This window comes from Bacillus sp. N5-665, assembly GCF_022637375.2.
GTDB lineage: Bacteria > Bacillota > Bacilli > Bacillales > Bacillaceae_G > Bacillus_A > Bacillus_A wiedmannii.
Genome location: NZ_CP093325.1, coordinates 2,866,800 through 2,886,762, shown reverse-complemented (window position 1 = coordinate 2,886,762; position 19,963 = coordinate 2,866,800). Strand labels below are relative to the sequence as shown.

At 32.3% G+C, this 19,963-nt stretch carries 17 protein-coding genes and 3 pseudogenes; 18 read left to right on the top strand and 2 right to left on the bottom strand.

Annotation, left to right across the window (positions count from 1 at the left end; translation table 11 throughout):
* Nucleotides 1-22: 22 nt before the first annotated feature.
* From MNO09_RS17450 to MNO09_RS17425, 6 genes and pseudogenes are all read left to right on the top strand, one after another.
* Nucleotides 23-1,213 (top strand): FtsK/SpoIIIE domain-containing protein, encoded by a 1,191-nt coding sequence (locus MNO09_RS17450; RefSeq protein WP_078183817.1) that lies wholly within the window; start codon nucleotides 23-25, stop codon nucleotides 1,211-1,213.
* Nucleotides 1,155-1,775, top strand: coding sequence for a replication-relaxation family protein (locus MNO09_RS17445; protein WP_078183818.1), 621 nt, complete (start codon nucleotides 1,155-1,157; stop codon nucleotides 1,773-1,775). Before MNO09_RS17450 ends, MNO09_RS17445 begins: the two co-directional genes overlap by 59 nt.
* Nucleotides 1,776-1,915: 140 nt before the next feature.
* Nucleotides 1,916-3,658, top strand: a pseudogene (locus tag MNO09_RS17440) (RNaseH domain-containing protein); the annotation flags it as partial.
* Between the two features lie 208 nt (nucleotides 3,659-3,866).
* Nucleotides 3,867-4,640: a DUF3959 family protein gene (locus MNO09_RS17435; protein WP_000732197.1), complete on the top strand. Its 774-nt coding sequence runs from the start codon at nucleotides 3,867-3,869 to the stop codon at nucleotides 4,638-4,640.
* 128 nt (nucleotides 4,641-4,768) lie between these two features.
* Entirely contained in the window at nucleotides 4,769-5,185 is a 417-nt protein-coding gene (locus MNO09_RS17430) for a DUF3995 domain-containing protein (protein WP_000905592.1), read from the top strand.
* 139 nt (nucleotides 5,186-5,324) lie between these two features.
* Nucleotides 5,325-5,528 (top strand): hypothetical protein, encoded by a 204-nt coding sequence (locus tag MNO09_RS17425; RefSeq protein ID WP_000878362.1) that lies wholly within the window; start codon nucleotides 5,325-5,327, stop codon nucleotides 5,526-5,528.
* Between the two features lie 249 nt (nucleotides 5,529-5,777).
* On the opposite strand, the gene MNO09_RS17420 is transcribed toward MNO09_RS17425, so the two are convergent.
* Nucleotides 5,778-5,990, bottom strand: a complete 213-nt coding sequence (locus MNO09_RS17420) for a hypothetical protein (protein ID WP_000409414.1) — start codon at nucleotides 5,988-5,990, stop codon at nucleotides 5,778-5,780.
* A gap of 229 nt (nucleotides 5,991-6,219) precedes the next feature.
* Between MNO09_RS17420 and MNO09_RS17415 the strand changes: the two genes are divergently transcribed.
* From MNO09_RS17415 to MNO09_RS17390, 6 genes are all read left to right on the top strand, one after another.
* A complete protein-coding gene (locus MNO09_RS17415) occupies nucleotides 6,220-7,224 on the top strand; it encodes a DUF1835 domain-containing protein (protein WP_000565724.1) in 1,005 nt (334 codons plus the stop codon).
* Between the two features lie 146 nt (nucleotides 7,225-7,370).
* Entirely contained in the window at nucleotides 7,371-7,775 is a 405-nt protein-coding gene (locus MNO09_RS17410) for a hypothetical protein (protein ID WP_000282702.1), read from the top strand.
* Between the two features lie 158 nt (nucleotides 7,776-7,933).
* Nucleotides 7,934-9,169, top strand: coding sequence for a cytochrome P450 (gene cypA / locus MNO09_RS17405; protein WP_000062108.1), 1,236 nt, complete (start codon nucleotides 7,934-7,936; stop codon nucleotides 9,167-9,169).
* A 266-nt stretch (nucleotides 9,170-9,435) separates the two neighbouring features.
* Entirely contained in the window at nucleotides 9,436-10,719 is a 1,284-nt protein-coding gene (locus tag MNO09_RS17400; RefSeq protein ID WP_088107266.1) for an MFS transporter, read from the top strand.
* Nucleotides 10,709-11,341, top strand: coding sequence for a Vat family streptogramin A O-acetyltransferase (locus tag MNO09_RS17395; protein ID WP_001069225.1), 633 nt, complete (start codon nucleotides 10,709-10,711; stop codon nucleotides 11,339-11,341). The genes MNO09_RS17400 and MNO09_RS17395 overlap by 11 nt, the downstream gene beginning before the upstream one ends.
* A 70-nt stretch (nucleotides 11,342-11,411) precedes the next feature.
* The gene (locus MNO09_RS17390; RefSeq protein WP_000046092.1) at nucleotides 11,412-11,567 is read left to right on the top strand and encodes a DUF1540 domain-containing protein; all 156 of its coding nucleotides are present in this window, start codon (nucleotides 11,412-11,414) and stop codon (nucleotides 11,565-11,567) included.
* Between the two features lie 102 nt (nucleotides 11,568-11,669).
* Here MNO09_RS17390 and MNO09_RS17385 read toward each other — a convergent pair.
* A pseudogene (locus tag MNO09_RS17385) lies at nucleotides 11,670-12,011 on the bottom strand (PadR family transcriptional regulator); the annotation flags it as partial.
* Between MNO09_RS17385 and MNO09_RS17380 the strand changes: the two are divergent.
* The 6 genes and pseudogenes from MNO09_RS17380 to MNO09_RS17355 form a co-directional block, all read left to right on the top strand.
* Nucleotides 12,004-12,117 (top strand): annotated as a pseudogene (locus tag MNO09_RS17380) (cytochrome P450); the annotation flags it as partial. The pseudogenes MNO09_RS17385 and MNO09_RS17380 overlap by 8 nt on opposite strands.
* 112 nt (nucleotides 12,118-12,229) lie before the next feature.
* Nucleotides 12,230-12,808 (top strand): cysteine dioxygenase family protein, encoded by a 579-nt coding sequence (locus tag MNO09_RS17375; RefSeq protein WP_088107267.1) that lies wholly within the window; start codon nucleotides 12,230-12,232, stop codon nucleotides 12,806-12,808.
* A 177-nt stretch (nucleotides 12,809-12,985) separates the two neighbouring features.
* Nucleotides 12,986-13,837 carry a Cof-type HAD-IIB family hydrolase gene (locus MNO09_RS17370; protein WP_000766373.1) on the top strand — a complete coding sequence of 284 codons (852 nt, stop codon included), beginning with the start codon at nucleotides 12,986-12,988 and terminating at the stop codon, nucleotides 13,835-13,837.
* A 442-nt stretch (nucleotides 13,838-14,279) separates the two neighbouring features.
* On the top strand, nucleotides 14,280-16,067 hold the full coding sequence (locus MNO09_RS17365; RefSeq protein WP_000994063.1) for a PAS domain-containing sensor histidine kinase: 1,788 nt from the start codon (nucleotides 14,280-14,282) through the stop codon (nucleotides 16,065-16,067).
* Between the two features lie 221 nt (nucleotides 16,068-16,288).
* Entirely contained in the window at nucleotides 16,289-18,415 is a 2,127-nt protein-coding gene (locus MNO09_RS17360) for a peptidoglycan D,D-transpeptidase FtsI family protein (protein WP_000745498.1), read from the top strand.
* A 338-nt stretch (nucleotides 18,416-18,753) separates the two neighbouring features.
* The gene (locus MNO09_RS17355; RefSeq protein WP_000932166.1) at nucleotides 18,754-19,932 is read left to right on the top strand and encodes a macrolide family glycosyltransferase; all 1,179 of its coding nucleotides are present in this window, start codon (nucleotides 18,754-18,756) and stop codon (nucleotides 19,930-19,932) included.
* Nucleotides 19,933-19,963: the final 31 nt, after the last annotated feature.

Genomic DNA, 19,963 nt, shown 5'->3' with positions numbered 1-19,963 from the left:
GGGTATACGGGGAGTGGAGAAAATGATTGAATTATTACTCGTTCCAGCTGCAGGTTTAACAGTGGCATTATTCGGTGAAAAGTTCAAAAGTAAAAATGATGATAAACGAAAGATACAAGTGTTTTTTGAGGTAGCTGGTATTGCGATCAAAAGAAATAATGAAGAAAAATTACAATATCCAAAGTTCCAAAAGCAAATTGATGATGATCGTAGTACGACTTATGTATATACCTTGCCGCTTGGCATGCCGAGTAAAATCATTCAGAAGGTAGAAGATGTTGTTTCGGAAGGATTAAATAAACCAGTACGTATTCAATACGATAATTATAAATTGAACATACGTGTATTCCGAAGAGAAATACCGAAAAACTGGTCATGGTCAATGGATTTAGTAACGAGAGGGAAATGGCGTATTCCAGTTGGTCAGAGTCTAGAAACGATTGTATATCACGATTTTGACGAAACGCCGCATATGGCTGTAGGTGGATTAATTCGTATGGGGAAAACAGTCTTCCTTAAAAATATGTTTGCTTCCTTATCATTAGCAAATCCTGATCATGCTCATTTTTATTTGATTGATTTGAAAGAAGAAGGATTGGAATTTAGCGAATATAAAAAGTTGAAGCAAGTCGAACAAATCGCAGAAACATCAGAGCAAGCACACGGTATGCTGTTAAAAGTGATGGAGAAAATGCATGAGCGCGGGAAGTACATGAAAGAACGTGGCATCAAGAATATTGTTCACACGAAAGAAAGGGAGCGGTATTTCATTGTAGTAGATGAAGGGGCAGTACTCGCACCTGCCAAAGGATTACCGAGAGCTCATAATAAAATGCTAGAAGAGTGCCAATACATGCTAAGTCATATCGCGCGTGTTGGAGGGGCGCTTGGGTTTCGCATTGTCTTCTGTACCCAATATCCGACAGGGGACACATTACCGAGGGTAGTCAAACAGATGGCAAATGCAAAACTCGGTTTCCGTTTACCGACTCGTACCGCATCAGAAGTGGTAATTGATCAATCCGGATTAGAGCATTTACCATCTATTCCAGGGAGAGCTATATATATGAAGGAAAACTTCATCGTATTGCAAGTGCCGTATATCGATGACAAGGTCATGTGGAAACATCTAAAAGAATATGAGGTGGAAAAACATGAACATCCAGAGTCACATGAAAATCAACCGTCAGATGGCGATACTTGCGACGATTAGGAAGTTGCAGTTTGCAACAAGAAGACATGTAATGAGTGTGCATGATATGGGTGGTATACGGAATGCAAACAGAATTATGGGTGATTTGAAGCCATATTTGAGTAAGACGATACAAGGGAAAGAGTACGTGTATTATCTCAATAAGGAAGGGCATGCCATGTTTGGTGATGACGGTAAGGTTGTTTCAAGAGGAAAGCTTGCGCATGCATTATTACGGAATGAAGCATGGTTACATTTATTTTGCCCGGATGATTGGCAGATTGAAACGGATATACGTTATATAAAGAACAAAGAGAAAAAGAAAATAATTCCCGATGTGAAGTTTCGTGATGAAGAAAATATACTTCATGCGGTTGAAGTGGATCGCTCGCAGAAAATGAAAGTAAATGAAGAGAAGTTAAAAAAATATGAAGAACTTACGCAGATATATAAACAGAAGCATAAAGGGAGAGTACCAGTAATTCATTTCTTTACAGTGACCAATTACAGAAAAAAGAGACTGGAAGAGTTAGCAGCTAGGTATGATATTTTTGTGAAGGTATATGTAATAGAAGAAATATAAAAAAGTGCTAACAAGTTTGCAAACGAACTTGCTAACACCTATTCAGAATAGACATAAATTATCGCTGATATGTCGTCTTTGAAAATAGCTTTTATCAGTTAAATCACACTTATACGAAATGCTCATAAAAACAGTCTTAATATCAAGAATATAATCATCCAGACATTCCATTGCTATTAAGACGAAAACGGGGCATGATATTAATTTCTACACCAGAATTTGCATCGAATAATAAAAAATTACGGTTTGTAAAACTAAAAGTACAACAAGCTACAAACGGCATAAAATGGATTAAGATATTTAGAAATTTAAAAGAGGATTTTCATATAGGTGGAGAAGTTGAATTAGAGCATATTCTTCAATATCCGAAAGATTATATGCTAGGAGCAAATATTAGGGTGCTGCTTCCATACAATGAGAGAATATATAAAGTGCAAGGTACTAAAATAAAACCTGGTATAAAAGTAAAGGAAAGAGAGTATCTATTTAAAGGGTTTCAGCAAAAATTCTCTTATTTCACATTACTACCAGAATGTAAAAAGCTAGCAACAAATAATGAAAATGAATTATTCCCTTTAATTGCACCAAAAGGATTAGAGACTATAACGTTAGAAATATGGTCTGAAAAAATTTCAATGGAAGTAGAACAAGCGTTATTTGAAAGTGAAATTGTGTTAGCTCATATTGGTGAGTCATCTTATGTATTAAATGCAGATTCTCCAGTATTGTTAAAAATAGTAAGATATAATATTGAAAAAGTATTGCAAAATCCATATAAAATGCAATATTGCCAGAAATACAAAACAAACTTAGTAGAGGATGTTATGAAAGCGGTTTATGCTACTGCAGGTGAGCGCAATGATGCAACATTGGCGTTAATCGCAATGAAAAATTGTGATGGGCGTGAAAAAATTGATCCAAAGCAAATCGTTAGAGAAGGGTTTGCACGAACAAACCGTATTTCAGCATTTATTAATTTATTTATAGGCCAAAGTGTATCCCGTAAAACAATTATAAATTGTATCCTTAGTTTATTAGAACAAAAAGGATTTTTGAAACGTAGTTGGAATAAGATAAATTTACCTTGTACATATGTTAATTTATCAATTGAACGAATCTCGAAATTCGATTTCTTACCTATTATTTCACAAATAAAAGGGAAAGAAATTTCATATAAATTATACGGGAATACTGAGTGGCTAACGATTGATCGTTTATTATTAAATATAAATAAACATAATGCCTTTTTACCGCAGCCTTCAAAAAGAAATGATATGGGGATTCAATTTAAACAATTTGTTTCTGAAACACTAACGGGAATTTTACAACATGCAAAAGAGCAAAATGAGCAAGTATATTTCATTATAGATGCGAATTTAAGAAAACATTGGATAAAAGAGTTACAAAATAAAAAAATTGATATAGATACTTTCCCTGAGATTGTTCCTGATGTGCTAAAGGTTCCAAACTTAAACATTATAAGAATAAATATATCTTTTGATGTACCAAAATACGGTGAGATAGAATGTGATGATATACTGGATGGCACAAGTTTATACACAGATCAAAAAGGAATGTATTATAGCACTGGTAAATATTCGATTAATGGTAGTGAAACATTACAGCGATACATACTTGAAATATTACCGCTAGGTGTAAAACCTGTAGAAAGGAATTATATTGCCAAAATGATACATTACATGTGTTGTAATTCAAGTATGCTGTTAGAAAAGGATGTACACATGCCGTATTCCATGCATATGGCGAAAGTAGTAAAGGGCTATATGACGGATATAGATGCAAGAGAGTTTAAAGAGTTTGATGATGAACTGGATGTAGATATAATGAAAATAGAAAAGAAAGATTCAATTATTCTGCTCTAAATAATAGTAGACAAATCCTGCTCATTATATTGATCAGGATTTGTCATTTTTTCATGTAAATAAGGATATCTTTTGTCATGTATCTTTTCTTTTACGTATTTACTTTATTTACATACAGGATTAAGATGTTTTTTAGAAATAAAAAACTACATCATTTGGGAAAGTAATATGAATTGATTCAAAAGAAATTTGAAAGGAATGAGGAATTGTGAAGAAATTAGATGTGTTATTAATGCTATTGAGCGGCCTCTTTCCGGTTGCAGGAATTATAAAGCAAATCCCACTAGAACAATCTTTATATATCGGGGGCCTTTTATTTTTTACTAGTTTCGGTAGCTATTTTGCGAAAAAAATATATTCACGTATATGTAGTTGGATAGCGTATGCGCCATTTATAACACTACTGTTAGTCATTTGGCATCAGGATATTTCAACAAGTTCAATAATAGGGAATGCGAAAATCGCCGCTTGTATCGCTTTAATTCCATGTTTATTCCGTTTTCGTACATATGGACTTACTTTCGGTTTATTCTCATTATGGGCCGCTTTACTTTGGGATATTAAAGAAGTACAGTCGTTAGTCATACTTGAACGTATGTCGAGTTTAATGACAAGTCATTATTTATATCTTCTACTGTTAGTTGGAGGACTTATATTAGGTGGATTACTTGCGATGTTATTACACCGTAAAGAGAACGATACTGATAAAGAAAATATAAATCTATTTCATCAAAAAAAGAAGCGTAAAAAATTATCATTTAAGATTCCACTTCCAAAATTACCGAAGCTTAAGATGAAATTATTTAAGTTTGGTGGAAAAGTATCAAAACGAAAAACGCCAGAAAAAATACGTGAGCATAATTACGAAGAACCAACTCCAGCTGCAACTTATGAAATGACAGAGCAAATACATCAATTTAAAGAAGGTACTACTCAAGGACAAACGAGGATGGAACGTCGTAGAAATAGGTATAATGCATAAGATATTTGAGTAACCCTTTAATGATTTATCATTGAAGGGTTTTTTATGTAATTATATATAGATTGCTAATGAGAAATTTATAGCATACCTTAAAGTTAAGGACTTAAATAAAATAATGGGAGGACAAAATGCTTATTATTACATATATTTCTGTCTGTATATTATTTTTAGTTAGCTTTTTACATGTTTACTGGGCTTTCGGAGGTACGTGGGCGACAAATAGTGTCATTCCAACAAGATCTGGAGAAAAGGCATTTATACCAGGTGTAGGAATGACATTGTTCATTGCGTTATTATTAAGTATGGCGGCAATGATTTTATTACAACAAACAAATGTTGTTCATTTTGTATTTCCTAATAGTATTGTTCAATTGGGCTCTTGGATTTGTATGATTGTTTTTTTTATAAGAGTAATTGGTGAGTTTCATTATTTTGGCATCTTTAAGCGAAAAAAAGATACGCGTTTTGCTAAAATGGATACTGTTTTATATATACCACTTTGTGCATTTTTATCTTTATCGTTCTTACTAGCAATTATAACGTGAACATAAAATAGTAGCTGCCTTTTCTAAAATAAATAAACGTGAATTAGCAAGGAATAAAAGTGAGAAATCTAGTAGTAAATAAAAAGGATGTAAGCGCCTTCTTATCGAAATATAGATTATTATGAAAGGCGGTGACACTATGAAGTATGTAAAAGTCTGTATGAATGGCGGAAGTGAACACAAATTCTCGATGACTTTAGATCGGTTTGAAGAACTTATTACTACAGAGAATGGACTATTAGAAAATAAATTAGTTAGTATTGAAAATGTAATGATTAATCCTACTAATATATCTTCTGTAGTTGAAAAAATTGGTGTACCGGCTAAGTTTATGGAAGCTTAAAAATCAGTACATAAAAAAACATCCATAGGGATGTTTTTTTATGTGTAAATATAATAATTATACAATTAATAAATAAGCAGAATTTTTAGCAATACGTATACATTTGATGTTTAATAGATGCACAATAAAATAAGTACAAGCATATATTATGTTGTAGGACAAGACCTTCGTGTCCTACTTAATACTCAGAAAAAACCTCTATCACATGAGAGCATCCAATTGCAGGGTGCTCTTTTTTTATCCCGTGCTTTAACTTTCAATTTTAAACATATCTTTGATGTTAATAAATATTAAAAATAATATAATAGCAAAAATTAAGTTTGATAAATAGAAATCTTGATGAAATAGTAGTTCGAAGATGACATCGAAAACATATAATATGGCGATAGTAGGTAATATACAAATAAATATAAATCTCCAATTTTTTAAATAATGTTTATAAGTAGTAATCGCTTTTTCCATACATATAGCTCCTATATTTTTTATTTTCTATATAATTATACATTTAAATAAAGGGATTTACAAAGGGATATTTAGTAATTAAGAATTGTAGGAGAGATTTTGATGAAAATGTGGATTGCTGTAGCAATCTGAATAATAAATGCTTTTAATTTAAAAAAACTTTAAAAGAATGATACTAAAATGATACACTATAATATACGTTATTTATGAAATGAATAGAGGGATTTGTGTGATAGATAAAATCAAAAATGTTGTAGAAGAAATGTACGAAGATGAAGCAAAACATTTACTTCAAAGTATTCTAATTCAGTTAAATTTGTTAGAAGAAAACTATAGTGAAGATACCATTGAAAATTTAATGGATATTCCTAAACAACTAACGAGTAATACATCTTATAAAAGAAATGTAAAAGAAAGCTCACATGTTCATATTGCATTTGATGATTCAACAGCTGGATGTTTAAAACATATGCTTAGTCAAGAAGAACGATTGGAAGAGAGGGTTGTCGCTTTTTCTGAATTCTTTTCAATTGGGCCGATAAACAAGTTACATATGAATGAGGGACAACTAGCAAGACAGAAATGGTTAGTAAACAATTTAACTGCTTATGATAATTATTTTGAAGAAGAGTATTTACCAAGGTTTTTAGAAACTATGGAAGAACTACACACTATTCCTATTGAAACGCCTATTACAATTTGGAAAGCTAATAACGCACATGAACATGTAGGCCTATGTTTTGTAATGGCGCAATTAAAAGATAAGAAAAACATTCGCGTTATTAATACGTCTGAAGCAAGTAAAGAAATATTAAAAAAAGAGTATGCTATTCGTGGAACAGGAGAATTACCGCCTGACAGTTTAGCTCTATTCCAAAAAAGTTTTGCAGAATCTCCGTATTTAACTGAAGAGAAGCGAATGAGGTTTGAAGAGGAGTGGTATAGATTATCGAAAAGTACGGAGTTTCTAAGAGTTTGGAAAGAAAATGAAGGGCGTTCTGTACAAGAAGATTATTTTGATCAATTTATTATTGAATGCGCGAAAAGTATAGGTGCTGATCGAGAATTCCTAAAAGCTCCAAGAGTAATTGGTGAAGCGCTTGGTCTTGTAGAGCAGTTAGTTGGCGATACGTTTTTAGAATATCGCTTAAAGGAATTAATTAAACAAGACGTATTTGAATTTGAAGGTTCACTAAAAGAAATGCGTTTTTATAGTGTAAAGTTAAGGAAATAATAAATACATTTTATTTTTAAAAACCTCGTATTTTAAATAATACGAGGTTTTTAAATTGAATTTGGGCTATAACATAAGCTTCCTATAGAGCACATATTACATATGAATGTTAAAGGTACTGAATGAAAAGTAGGTGATTTGTTAATATGTATAACCAGCAAAATTATCCATATGATCAAGGGATGTATTATAATCCACAAAACTACGGGTATGAATCTGTAAATGAAGTGAGAGATATGGAACAAGAAGATTATAGACCAGATGATGCGGAAGATGCTCCAACGTCACCACCACCGTCACAAGCGCCGTCGTTACCGTCTACATTTGCTTCTCCAGCTCAAGCAGGGAATATGAAATCATGGATGTGTAACTGTCTAGGAAGATGGGGATATTTACGTTTGCATCGTCCTGGACCTTTCGGAAGAGACTTATGGTTCTTCCCGACTGAAGTGAGGAGAAATGGGGTTTCAGGTTACACTTGGCAAGGTGGTCGTCGTCGTAAAGTAAGTTATCGCTATCAACAAATTAGTAATTTCATGTGTTTTGCGTAAAGAAGAGTGAGAGAGTAGAAGGATTTTACTCTCTCACTTTTTATTTTTCAATATACGAAGTAAGATTTTGAATGAAAATTTACAATTTTCGCGTTTTTATTAGAGTATAATGCATATGTTGGTTGGTTTTCAAAAACAAATGAGAGTGAGGGAATACAATGTCAATGAAAAACAAAGTTGGGCTAAGAATAGAGGATGGTATTAATTTAGCTTCAGCTCAGTTTAAAGAAGATGCGTATGAAATTTATAAAGAATCTAGAAAAGTGCAACCTATCTTATTTGTGAATAAAACTGAATTAGGTGCAGAGTGGCTTATTACAAGATATGAAGATGCTTTGCCACTATTAAAAGATAATCGCTTAAAAAAAGATCCGGCCAATGTATTTTCTCAAGATACATTGAATGTCTTTCTTACTGTTGATAATAGTGATTATTTAACGACGCACATGCTAAATTCAGATCCACCTAACCACAATCGTTTACGATCACTCGTACAAAAAGCTTTTACACCGAAGATGATCACGCAATTGGGAGGAAGAATACAGGATATTGCAGATGATTTGTTAAATGAAGTCGAGCGAAAAAGTTCATTAAATCTTGTTGATGATTACTCGTTTCCTTTACCGATTATTGTAATAAGTGAAATGCTCGGCATTCCAAAAGAAGATCAAGCGAAATTTAGAATTTGGTCTCATGCTGTCATTGCTTACCCAGAAACGCCAGAAGAAATAAAAGAAACCGAAAAGCAACTATCTGAGTTTATTACATATCTCCAATATTTAGTTGATAATAAACGAAAAGAGCCAAAAGAAGACTTGGTGAGTGCATTAATACTTGCGGAAAGTGAAGGGCATAAACTTAGCGCCCGAGAACTATATTCAATGATAATGTTACTAATTGTGGCGGGACATGAGACAACGGTAAATTTAATAACAAATACGGTATTAGCACTTCTCGAAAATCCGGATCAATTACAGTTATTAAAAGAAGATCCAAAATTAATTGATGCAGCTATTGAGGAAGGATTACGATATTATTCTCCAGTTGAGGTTACCACTTCAAGATGGGCAGATGAACCTTTTCAAATTCACGACCGAACAATCGAAAGAGGAGATATGGTTGTCATTGCATTAGCTTCTGCAAACCGTGATGAAACTGTATTTGAAAATCCGGAAGTATTCGATATTACTCGGGAGAATAATCGTCATATTGCATTTGGCCATGGTAGCCATTTCTGCTTAGGTGCTCCACTTGCTAAGTTAGAAGCAAAGATTGCTATTACTACTTTATTTAATCGAATGCCTGAACTAAAAATAAAAGGTAACCGTGAAGAAATGAAATGGCAGGGTAATTATTTAATGCGTTCTTTAGAGGAATTACCATTAACATTCTAGAATATTTATTGTAGACATGCATACATAGAAAATGATTTACATAGAGTATGTATGTGTTATTTAAATTCGAAACGGAAGGGTGAAAACATCCCAATGATCAACTAATTCTATTTGTAAGAGATCTTCGTTAAAAAACGAAATATTCTTCTGAATAGGATTAGTCTGTGCATTTATAGAAAAGGGATGTATTTCGCTCTGCGAATATATAGTCTTTTTATATGATTTGTGCTGCCTCCTGTTCAGAACATGAAATAGGAGGCTTTTTTATGTCGACAAATGTAGTAACGAAACAAAACAATGGGGTATCACAAGTATTAAAAAATCGGTTTGTGCAAGGAATTCTTGCATCAGCATTGTTTTTACAAATTGGAATATGGGTTCGGAACTTTGCGGTATTACTATATGTAATGGAAATGACGAAAGGTGATGCTTTTGCTATTTCAATGATTTCGGTTGCTGAGTTTGCTCCAATTTTCATCTTTTCCTTTATAGGTGGAACCTTTGCTGATAAGTGGAAGCCAAAGAAGACAATGATATGGTGTGAAACGTTAAGTTCCATTTCAGTATTCGCTGTATTAATTACACTTATGTTTGGAACATGGAAAATCGTGTTTTTTGTCACGCTTATTTCTGCAATCCTTTCGCAGTTTTCTCAACCATCAGGTATGAAATTGTTTAAACAGCATTTATCAACGGAACAAATCCAATTAGCGATGTCTATATATCAAACAATATTTGCGATTTTTATGGTGTTAGGACCGATTCTTGGAACATTTATCTTTCATAGTTTTGGAATTTATATTTCAATTATCATAACAGGTATATCTTTTTTACTGGCAGCAGCTGTGTTGTTATTTCTTCCGAAAGATCTTGAGAATAAAAATGAGAAAAAAGAAATCACGTTGTTACAGGAAATGCTAGACGGTATTAAATACGTAAAAAAGAAAAAAGCATTAACTTTGCTTGGGCTTTGTTTTATGGCAGCAGGACTAGGTATAGGATTGATTCAGCCATTAGGTATATTTATTGTGACTGAGCAGTTAGGGTTATCAAAAGAGAGTTTGCAATGGTTACTAACAGTAAATGGCGCGGGTATGATTGTTGGCGGCGCTTTAGCGATGGTATTTGCGAAAAATGTTGCTCCGCAAAAGATGTTAATTGTAGGGATGCTCGGTCAGGCGATCGGCATTGGTATTATTGGTTATTCGACGAATTTATGGGTGACACTTACAGCACAACTTTTTAGTGGGTTAGCTCTTCCATGTATCCAAATAGGTATTAATACGCTCATTATTCAAAACAGCGATACAGATTTTATTGGTCGTGTAAATGGCATTTTAAGTCCACTATTCACCGGTTCAATGGTAGTAACAATGAGTATTGCTGGTTCATTAAAAGAGGTATTCTCATTAAGTACGATGTATGAGGGCACAGCTTTACTATTTATAATTGGATTATTATTTATTTTACCTATATACAATTTAAAGCCAGTAATAGCGGTAGAAAGTGAAATAAATGGTAAAGGAAGTGCTGTACAACATGAATCCTAATCCAAATGTAAAATACCCAATTGAAGGAAATCAAAACATTCATTTTATAAAAAATACAATAACGAAAGCTAATATACTTGTTGGTGACTATTCTTATTATGATGCGAAAGATGGAGAAACATTTGAAGATCGAGTATTACATCATTATGAATTTCTTGGAGATCATCTTACTATTGGAAAGTTTTGTTGTATTGCAAATGGAGTTACCTTTATTATGAACGGAGCGAATCATCGGATGGATGGATTTTCGGCATATCCATTTAATATATTTGGAAATGGGTGGGAGAAGTATACACCTAATTTGTCTGATTTACCTTACAAAGGTGATACAGTTATAGGAAATGACGTATGGATTGGTATGGATACAACGATTATGCCTGGAATAAAAATAGGGGATGGTGCAATCATTGCAGCTAAATCTGTTGTGACTAGAGACGTCGCACCATATACAATTGTTGGCGGAAACCCTGCAAATAAAATAAAGCAAAGATTTACAAATGCAATAATAGAAGAATTATTGCAAATTCAATGGTGGCATTTTGACATTGAAAAAATAACAGAAAATATAGATGCTATTGTACAAGGAAACATTGAACCATTAAGAAAACTAAAAAGGGAATAAAAAATGCATGACAAAGAGTATCATACCTCCGAATTTTGTTAATGATATTAGAACAAGGAGGTGTGATACTATGGCACAAGACGTTTTATGTGAAGTAAACAACTGTAAATTTTGGGCTAACGGCAATAAATGTAGTGCAGATGCAATTTATGTAGTAAGTAATAAAGGGAAACATGCATCAACTACGGAAGAAACAGATTGCAAAACTTTTGATCCAGAAATATAAAATTTTTGAAGGGTAGCCAAATCGTGGTTGCCCTTTTATTAATTATAGTATTGATAATAAATCTCATTTTCATTCATTGTTTTTAACTTTTCTTGTTAATTTTTATATTTTCTTCATAAGTGATGTAATCCAGAGCAATTCGTGTTCTATACGTGATTTACTAAATTCAATGACTTCTGTAATAAAAGATGAGCTAACATGTAAAGATTGAAGAGCAGTAAGCTGTTTATGTAGTACGTCTTGGCGTATTGTTAAAATTTCTTTTCTACCTTCGTAATCAAGTTTTTCAAATAGGGCGATACGTACAAGGAACTCAGCGTTATTTGTCGCAAGTTTTTCAGGAAACTCTCTTAACATTTCATAAAAAATTTCTTCTCCTGTTTCAGTTATGTCGTACATATTTCGGTTTGGCTTTCCGACTTGTTTATGTATTTTTTTCGTTATAGTCTTTGAAAAAATAGAGTTATCTCCATCGTTCAATTTAGAAAAATGTATATTGGAAAATGAACAAACATTAAAATACTTACCTATTCTTTTGAAAACTAGGTAAAACGTTCAGCAAGGTGCATTGTATTGTACCTTGTTTTTTATTTCTCAATTGTAAAATTCTAGTGTGTTTTATAGTATGGAAGTGTGTGAAAGAAGAGTAGAGGAGGATACTTATGTTAACGTGTAATGGAAGTAAAACGTTTCAAGCATTTATTAAAGGTGTAACCGATTTAATAGATAGTAATTTATTCGAAGAGCAAATGGTTTGTGCAATTGAAAAATTACTAGGAAAACTATTAGAAAAGAAAAGATGGCTTCCGTTAGAGAAACAGAAGGTGAATTCGACTCAATATGCACGACACTTGCTATATGAAGATCCTTTAAAGCGTTTTGAAGTATTAGCTCTTGTATGGAAAGATGGTCAATCTACCCCTTTACATGATCACGATGGTACATGGGGAGTAGAAGGCGTTTTTACAGGAAGAATAATGGTGCAGAACTTTATACAAACTAAGCAGCTTGAAAATTCACTTGTTTATTTAACACATACAGGAAATCTTTATTTGGGAGAAGGAAAAACAGATAAAGTCATTCCACCAGCTGATTGTCATATTCTTGAAATAGGTAAAAATGAAAGCGTTATCACTATTCATATTTACGGAAAACGTTTAGAAAAGTTTAAAATATATGTCCCAACTGAAGAAAAGAATGTGTACATGTGTGAGACGAAATATATTAGTTATAGTTCATAGTTTAAAATCAAAAGCTTTTCTTTAAAAAGAAAAGCTTTTGATTTTATTTTTAATTATTTCTTGACCTGAAACGCTTTTCATAAATTATAAATAAGGAGTACTTCACGAGATCAGTATGAAAACGATACCTATTGTTTATAATGAGCTCGTGTATTTATAGAAAGTGGTGAAGGAATAATGAAATTAATCGCAATTGATTTAGATGGAACTCTTCTTTCGGGGAATAAAATGATTAGTAAAGAGAATGCAGAAGCAATTCGAAAATGTCAGGAAGCGGGTCATGTTGTAGCAATTTGTACAGGACGTTCTATCGTCGACATTGAAAGATTGTTGTTAGAAGTTAATTTAGAGTGTCCAATTATTGCGGAAAATGGTGCACTTATATATAAAGATAATAAAATGATGAAGAGATATCCAATTCAAAATATGCAGGCACTTGAGATTGTGGACTATCTTGAAGAGAATGGCTTATATTATCAGCTTTATACTAATAAAGGTGTATATGTACCAGATTATGGAGTAGAGAGTGTACGTAATGAGATCGAATATGTGAAGAATTCAAAAGAAGATTTTGATTTGAAAGAGTTAGAAACGATTGCAGCATTATATCTTGAACATACAGCATTTCATAGTGCAGAAAGTTGTAAACCAATTGTAGAAACTGATATACATGTGCATAAGCTTTTACCATTTTCTTATGACATAGAAAAATTAAAAAAGTTAAAAGCAGCGTTTCTGCATAATACTGATTTAGCAATTACATCTTCATATTGGCATAACTTAGAGATTAATCATCGAGATGCTCAAAAAGGCAATGGATTATATACTTTAGCAGAACATCTGAATATTCCAGTCGAAAATACTGTAGCGATTGGTGATGGGCTAAACGATGTTTCCATGATGGAAAAAGCGAACATATCAATTGCAATGGGGAATGCTGTGGAAGAAATAAAAGCGATGTGTCAATACGAAACTTTATCAAATGAAGAACACGGTGTTGCACATGCTATATATAAATATGTAATGTAATATAAAAAGAAAAAAAGAATCCAAATAGATTCTTTTTTTCTTTTTATTAGGGGTAAGGTATTCTATGAGATTCATAGAAGCCTTATTACTTTATATTATATAGAATATATTGGAATAAATGTTTATATTTTTCATGTTAATTGTGAAAATTTTATGAACTTTATATTTTTTGTATTTTTATACTACTACAAGCGATATGAATAATGCTATTGTCATAGTTAAATCTATGCATGAGGGCGCGTTATCGGTTGCTTGTCAAATTAAAAAATACATAATGATTAAAGTTTCATTTTATACGTAAATTCTTCTCTTTTTTAATTGAAAAATAAAATTTGTTCGAATAATTATTCTGCAGCTATATACCTAAAGGCACATTCTTCGTATAATGGAGAAGTATAAATTTTGAATTTGTATTAATTTTACATATTGAGGTGAAAAAGGAATGAATGCGCGGCTAATGGAACTTATTGATGTGAGTACAATAGAAACCATGGCAGAACAGTTTTATAAATTAACCAACATATCACATCAACTTCTTGATGCTGAAAAAGAATGTATATTTTCTTTTGGAATAAATGAGACGAAAATATGTAAACTTCCCAAAATTGAAATCCCCATTTTTTTATACAATCAACATTTAGGATCTTTTGTAGTATGGACAAACAAAAGCGACATTTTCAATTGTCAAAAATACTTTGAAATGCTTTCAAATCTAATTATAGATGGGGCGACAAAAGTATTTCAAAGTAAAAATACAACGTTACTTTCTCGGAAAGAGGAGGAACTGCATACGATTTTACAAAACATGCCTGTTATGGTTGATGCGCTTGATTATAATGGAGATTTTGTTTTGTGGAATCGGGAGTGTGAAATTGTAACAGGTTATACCGCTGAAGAAATAATAGGAAATCCAAATGCCCTTCAATTATTGTACCCAGATCATAATTATCGTCACCAAATACAAACGAAATTTTTAACTTGTGGAAAAAATTTCAGGGATTGGGAAATGCACTTAACATGTAAAAATGGTGAAATCAAAACAATCATGTGGTCCAATATATCAGAACAGTTTCCTGTAACAGGATATAGCTACTGGGCGGTCGGAGTAGATATTACACATTTAAAAGCGATAGAAGAGCAGTTAAAACAACAAACGTCTGAATTGGAATTAATTTTTAAGGCTTTACCAGATTTATGTTTCTTAACAGAAGATGATGGCACAATTATAGATTATAAAGCAGGATCGCCTTCGAAATTTTACGTACCGGCAGAAGCTTTTATGGGAAAAAAGTTTTTCGAAGTATTACCATCTCCAGTAGCACAGCAGTTTCAGGAAGCAATTCATCAAGTGAAGGAAAAAGGAACGAATGTAATTGTTGAATATCCACTTACAATTAATGGGAGTATCGATTTTTTTGAAGCTAGATGCTTACCATTATTACATGATAAAATTATGATCATTGTACGCGATATTACAGAACGGAAAAAGACAGAAGAATTGCTAAATAAATCAGATACACTTGCAGCAATTGGTCAATTAGCAGCTGGTGTGGCTCATGAAGTGAGGAACCCATTAACTGTCATTAAAGGGTTTATACAGTTATTTCAAATTAATAAAGAAGATCAAGAAAAATATTTTGATTTAATGCTTTCTGAAATTGAAAGAATAGAAGCGATTCTTCAAGAGTTTTTATCAATTGCTAAAACAGATGAGATAAATACAGAACAAAAAAATATTTATCAAATTTATAATAACGTCGTATCGTTAATGAATACAAAGGCAATTATGACGAATATTCAAGTGGAACTATATGCAGACACAAAAGACATAAGCATTGAATGCTCAGAAAATCAATTGAAACAAGTGTTTATTAATATTTTGCAAAATTCAATCGAAGCTATGCCAGATGGCGGGAAAATTACAATTCATATTAAAGAGAGAAACGATGAAGGTGTCATTATTCATGTAATTGATGAAGGAATAGGGATACCTGAAGATAGAATTAAGAGATTAGGTGAGCCTTTTTATAGTACGAAAGAAAAAGGTACCGGTATCGGATTAATGTTAAGTTATAAAATCATTGAAAGTCATCAAGGAAATATAAGTATTATGAGTGAAGTTGGAGTCGGGACAACAGTAACGATTTACTTGCCGAAAGCTCAGAGTGAAAAATCTCTATCAAATTATGATGATAGATTCGAATCAATACGTCCAATTATTAACTCTTAAATTACTAAATCCCCAATAACCAAAAGTTAAGCTTTCGGTTATTGGGGATTTTTATATTTAATTTAGTAAACTTTACCTTTTCTTTAGATTTGTTTTAATTTCTATTAAGTTTTAAATATTATATTAATATTTGTGCAAGGTAATGTATGGAAGTTGTACGTTACTTTTAATATAGAAAACAAATATTATTTGAAATATTGTAAGGAGGAGATTTAGACGAAGTGAAAAAACGAGAGAAAACAACAGGTAGAGCAATACCGACGCGGTTAAATATTTTATTCTTTTGTGTATTTTTATTATTTTCTGCCATGATCATACAATTAGGTAAAGTACAAATTATCGATGGAGAAACGTATAAAAATGAAGTAGAGAAGAAAGAAAATGCGACCGTAAGTCTTTCTGTCCCGCGCGGAAAAATATTTGATAGAGAAGGCAATCCAGTAGTTGATAATAGATCTTTACGTACAATTACATATACAAAGATGAAAGGTGTAAAATCAGAAGATATATTAAAAACCGCAAGACAACTTGTAGACATAATTGAAATGCCGCAAGAAGATATAGCTAAGTTAACTGAGACAGATAAGAAAGATTTTTGGATGCAATTAAATCCGAAACTGGCTGAAAATCTAGTATCGAAAAAAGAAATAGATATATTTAGAGAGAAGGAAATTAGTGGCAAGAAGCTAGATAAAAAAATAGAAGAGTTAAAAAGAAAACGGGTTACAGATAAAAATCTTCAGGAATTAACAGATAAAGATATAAAGGTGTTAGCTATTAAAAGTAAGATGACTTCTGGTTATCAAATGGCTCCTCAAATTATAAAAAAAGATGTTAGTGAAAAGGAATTTACTATAATTAGTGAAGGTTTAGCGAATCTCCCAGGTGTAGACGTATCGGTTGATTGGGAGAGAGTGTATGTAAATGATGGATTATTCCGATCTGTTCTTGGAAATGTTTCTAATTCCGATGAAGGATTACCAAGTGAACGATTAGATTACTACTTGGTACGTGATTATAGCCGAAATGATAGAGTTGGAAAAAGTTATATCGAGCAGCAATATGAAGATGTACTTCATGGTACAAAAAAAGAAGTAAGAAGCGTTGCAGATAAACAAGGTAATACAATTAGAACGGAAACCGTTTCTGAGGGAAAGAGCGGTAAGAATTTAACTTTAACAATAGATATGGAATTACAGAAGAAAGTAGAAGAAAGTATTGAAAAAATATTAAAGGCATATAAAGGGTCAGAATCAATGTTGGACCGTGCTTTCGTTGTGATGATGAATCCGAAAAACGGACAAGTATTATCCATGGCTGGGAAAAGACTTGTAGAAAAAGACGGAAAAACAGAAGTTGAAGACTATGCATTAGGCACAATGACTAGTTCTTATGAGCTTGGATCAACAGTTAAAGGTGCGACAGTTTTAACTGGATTTGAAACGAAAGCTATAACACCAGGTACTTATTTTTATGATGCACCTATGAAGTTTAAAGGAACAAAGGAAAAAAAGTCTTGGAAAGAGTTTGGAAATATTGATGATTTAAGAGCGTTACAAGTCTCTTCAAACGTTTATATGTTTAATACAGCATTAAAAATTGCAGGTGTAGATTATGTGAAAAATAGTTCATTAAATATTAAACAGGAGTACTTTGATAAAATGAGGTATTATTTCAGGCAATTTGGATTAGGTGTTCCAACGGGCATCGATTTACCGAATGAAACAGCTGGACAAATTGGTAAAAAAGATAATCAACCTGGTTTCTTACTAGACTACTCAATTGGCCAGTATGACACCTATACGCCACTTCAGCTTGTACAGTATATTTCAACAATCGCAAACGGTGGATATCGAATGAAGCCACAAATTGTTCAAGAGGTAAGAGAGCAAACGTCGCAAAAAGATGAGATTGGTAAAGTGGTGCATTCAGTAGAACCAATCGTTTTAAATAAGATAGATATGAAAGAGGAATATATAAATCAAGTAAAAGAAGGATTTAGAAGGGTATTCCAAGAAGGTGATGGAACAGGAGTAAGGGCGTTCCAAAAAGCATCTTATAAGCCAGCAGGTAAAACAGGGACAGCACAGACTGTATACGGTGGAGAAAGTGATATAGGAAGAAATGAAAAAGGTGAGCGAAGAGAATGTTATAACTTAACGTTAGCAGGATATGCGCCGTATGATAATCCTGAAGTAGCATTCTCTGTAGTTGTGCCGTGGGTTATTAATGATAAATCTGGTATTAACTCTGATATTGGAAAAGAAGTTTTAGATGCTTATTTTGAATTAAAAAATAAGCGATTGACTGGAGAAACTACAAAAATAGATAGCTCTCAAGAAGATTAAAACATATGAAATGTTATAGAAACTAGAGTCTTCTTATTTAGAAATAGATTCAAAATGGATGATAGAGAAGGATGAAATCATTCTATCAACTATGCACACTTTATAAAATAAATCATATATTGATAGCATAGGACAAGCTGAAAAGCTTATTCTAACCTCACAGAACACTCCTTATCACGGTTAGGTATCTACTTATGTAGATGCCTTTTTTAATTTATTAACTGACAATTATTTATCAATATAAAGTAGTAAGTATATTAGGACTATTAGGGGAAGATTGACGGTAATAATTACAGTATGATTAATAAGAGTATTGAAATGTAAGGAGTGAGAAATAAGTGCTAAATATTTTAGTGGTTAATTTTCCAGCAGAGGGACATGTAAATCCTACATTACGTTTAGTCAAAGCTTTTACTGAACGGGGTGATCACGTACATTATATTACAACAGAACACTTTAAAAGCAGAATTGAAGATTTGGGAGCCACTGTATATACTCATCCAGATTTATTAAAGGAGATTTCCATTGATACTGAAACCTCATATGGGCTGAATTCTTTCTTTCATGTACATGTTCAAACTTCTTTATATATATTAGAAATTACAAAACAATTATGTGAGAGCATCAATTTTGATTTCGTAATTTACGATATATTTGGTGCTGGAGATTTAGTAAAGGAGTATTTACAAATTCCAGGCGTACTTTCTTCTCCTATATTTTTAATTCCCCCAGAGTTTTTGGAGACTTTACCTTTTCATCCAAATGCAGAAATACAATTCCGACCCGATGAACTTTCTAAAAAGTTACTATATCAAATGGAACATGAATTTGGAGTAAAGCCCAAAAATAATCTTCAATTTATGCATAATAAGGGAGATATTTCACTCGTGTACACAAGTCGTTATTTTCAACCTAATAGCGATTCATTCGGAGAAAATAACATTTTTATTGGGCCTAGTATTTCAAATCGTAAAACAAATGTAGAGTTTCCATTTGAATTGCTTAAAGATAAGAAAGTTATTTATATTTCAATGGGGACACTACTTGAAGGACTCGAACCATTCTTTAATACTTGTATTGATACTTTCTCAGATTTTGAAGGGATAGTCGTAATGGCAATTGGTGATCGAAATGATCGTTCTAAAATTAAAAAAGCGCCAGACCATTTTATAATTGCTTCATACGTACCCCAATCAGAAATATTAAGTGAAGCAGATGTTTTCATTACACATGGTGGTATGAATAGCGTTCACGATGCCATTTATTTTAATGTCCCATTTGTTATAATTCCACACGATAAAGACCAGCCAATGATAGCACAAAGATTAACTGAACTTGAAGCAGCACATCGATTATTGAAAGAGCATGTTAATGTGCAAACTTTAAATGAAGCGGTAACAGACGTTCTTTCAAATGAAAAGTATAAACATGGTATACGAAAACTGAATGATAGTTTTTTAGAATGTGTTGGTACTAAAGAAGCAATTACAGTTATAAAATCTCTTTTAAATAAATAGTGTGGACAATATAAAAACATAGAGGATTAAC

Excerpts from the sequence above, each read along its gene's own strand:
- MNO09_RS17450 (WP_078183817.1), top strand. The coding sequence starts at position 23 with ATGATTGAATTATTACTCGTTCCAGCTGCAGGTTTAACAGTGGCATTA.
- MNO09_RS17445 (WP_078183818.1), top strand. The coding sequence starts at position 1,155 with ATGAACATCCAGAGTCACATGAAAATCAACCGTCAGATGGCGATACTT.
- MNO09_RS17430 (WP_000905592.1), top strand. The coding sequence starts at position 4,769 with ATGCTTATTATTACATATATTTCTGTCTGTATATTATTTTTAGTTAGC.
- MNO09_RS17425 (WP_000878362.1), top strand. The coding sequence starts at position 5,325 with ATGAAGTATGTAAAAGTCTGTATGAATGGCGGAAGTGAACACAAATTC.
- MNO09_RS17420 (WP_000409414.1), bottom strand. The coding sequence starts at position 5,990 with ATGGAAAAAGCGATTACTACTTATAAACATTATTTAAAAAATTGGAGA.
- MNO09_RS17410 (WP_000282702.1), top strand. The coding sequence starts at position 7,371 with ATGTATAACCAGCAAAATTATCCATATGATCAAGGGATGTATTATAAT.
- cypA (WP_000062108.1), top strand. The coding sequence starts at position 7,934 with ATGTCAATGAAAAACAAAGTTGGGCTAAGAATAGAGGATGGTATTAAT.
- MNO09_RS17400 (WP_088107266.1), top strand. The coding sequence starts at position 9,436 with ATGTCGACAAATGTAGTAACGAAACAAAACAATGGGGTATCACAAGTA.
- MNO09_RS17395 (WP_001069225.1), top strand. The coding sequence starts at position 10,709 with ATGAATCCTAATCCAAATGTAAAATACCCAATTGAAGGAAATCAAAAC.
- MNO09_RS17390 (WP_000046092.1), top strand. The coding sequence starts at position 11,412 with ATGGCACAAGACGTTTTATGTGAAGTAAACAACTGTAAATTTTGGGCT.
- MNO09_RS17375 (WP_088107267.1), top strand. The coding sequence starts at position 12,230 with ATGTTAACGTGTAATGGAAGTAAAACGTTTCAAGCATTTATTAAAGGT.
- MNO09_RS17370 (WP_000766373.1), top strand. The coding sequence starts at position 12,986 with ATGAAATTAATCGCAATTGATTTAGATGGAACTCTTCTTTCGGGGAAT.
- MNO09_RS17365 (WP_000994063.1), top strand. The coding sequence starts at position 14,280 with ATGAATGCGCGGCTAATGGAACTTATTGATGTGAGTACAATAGAAACC.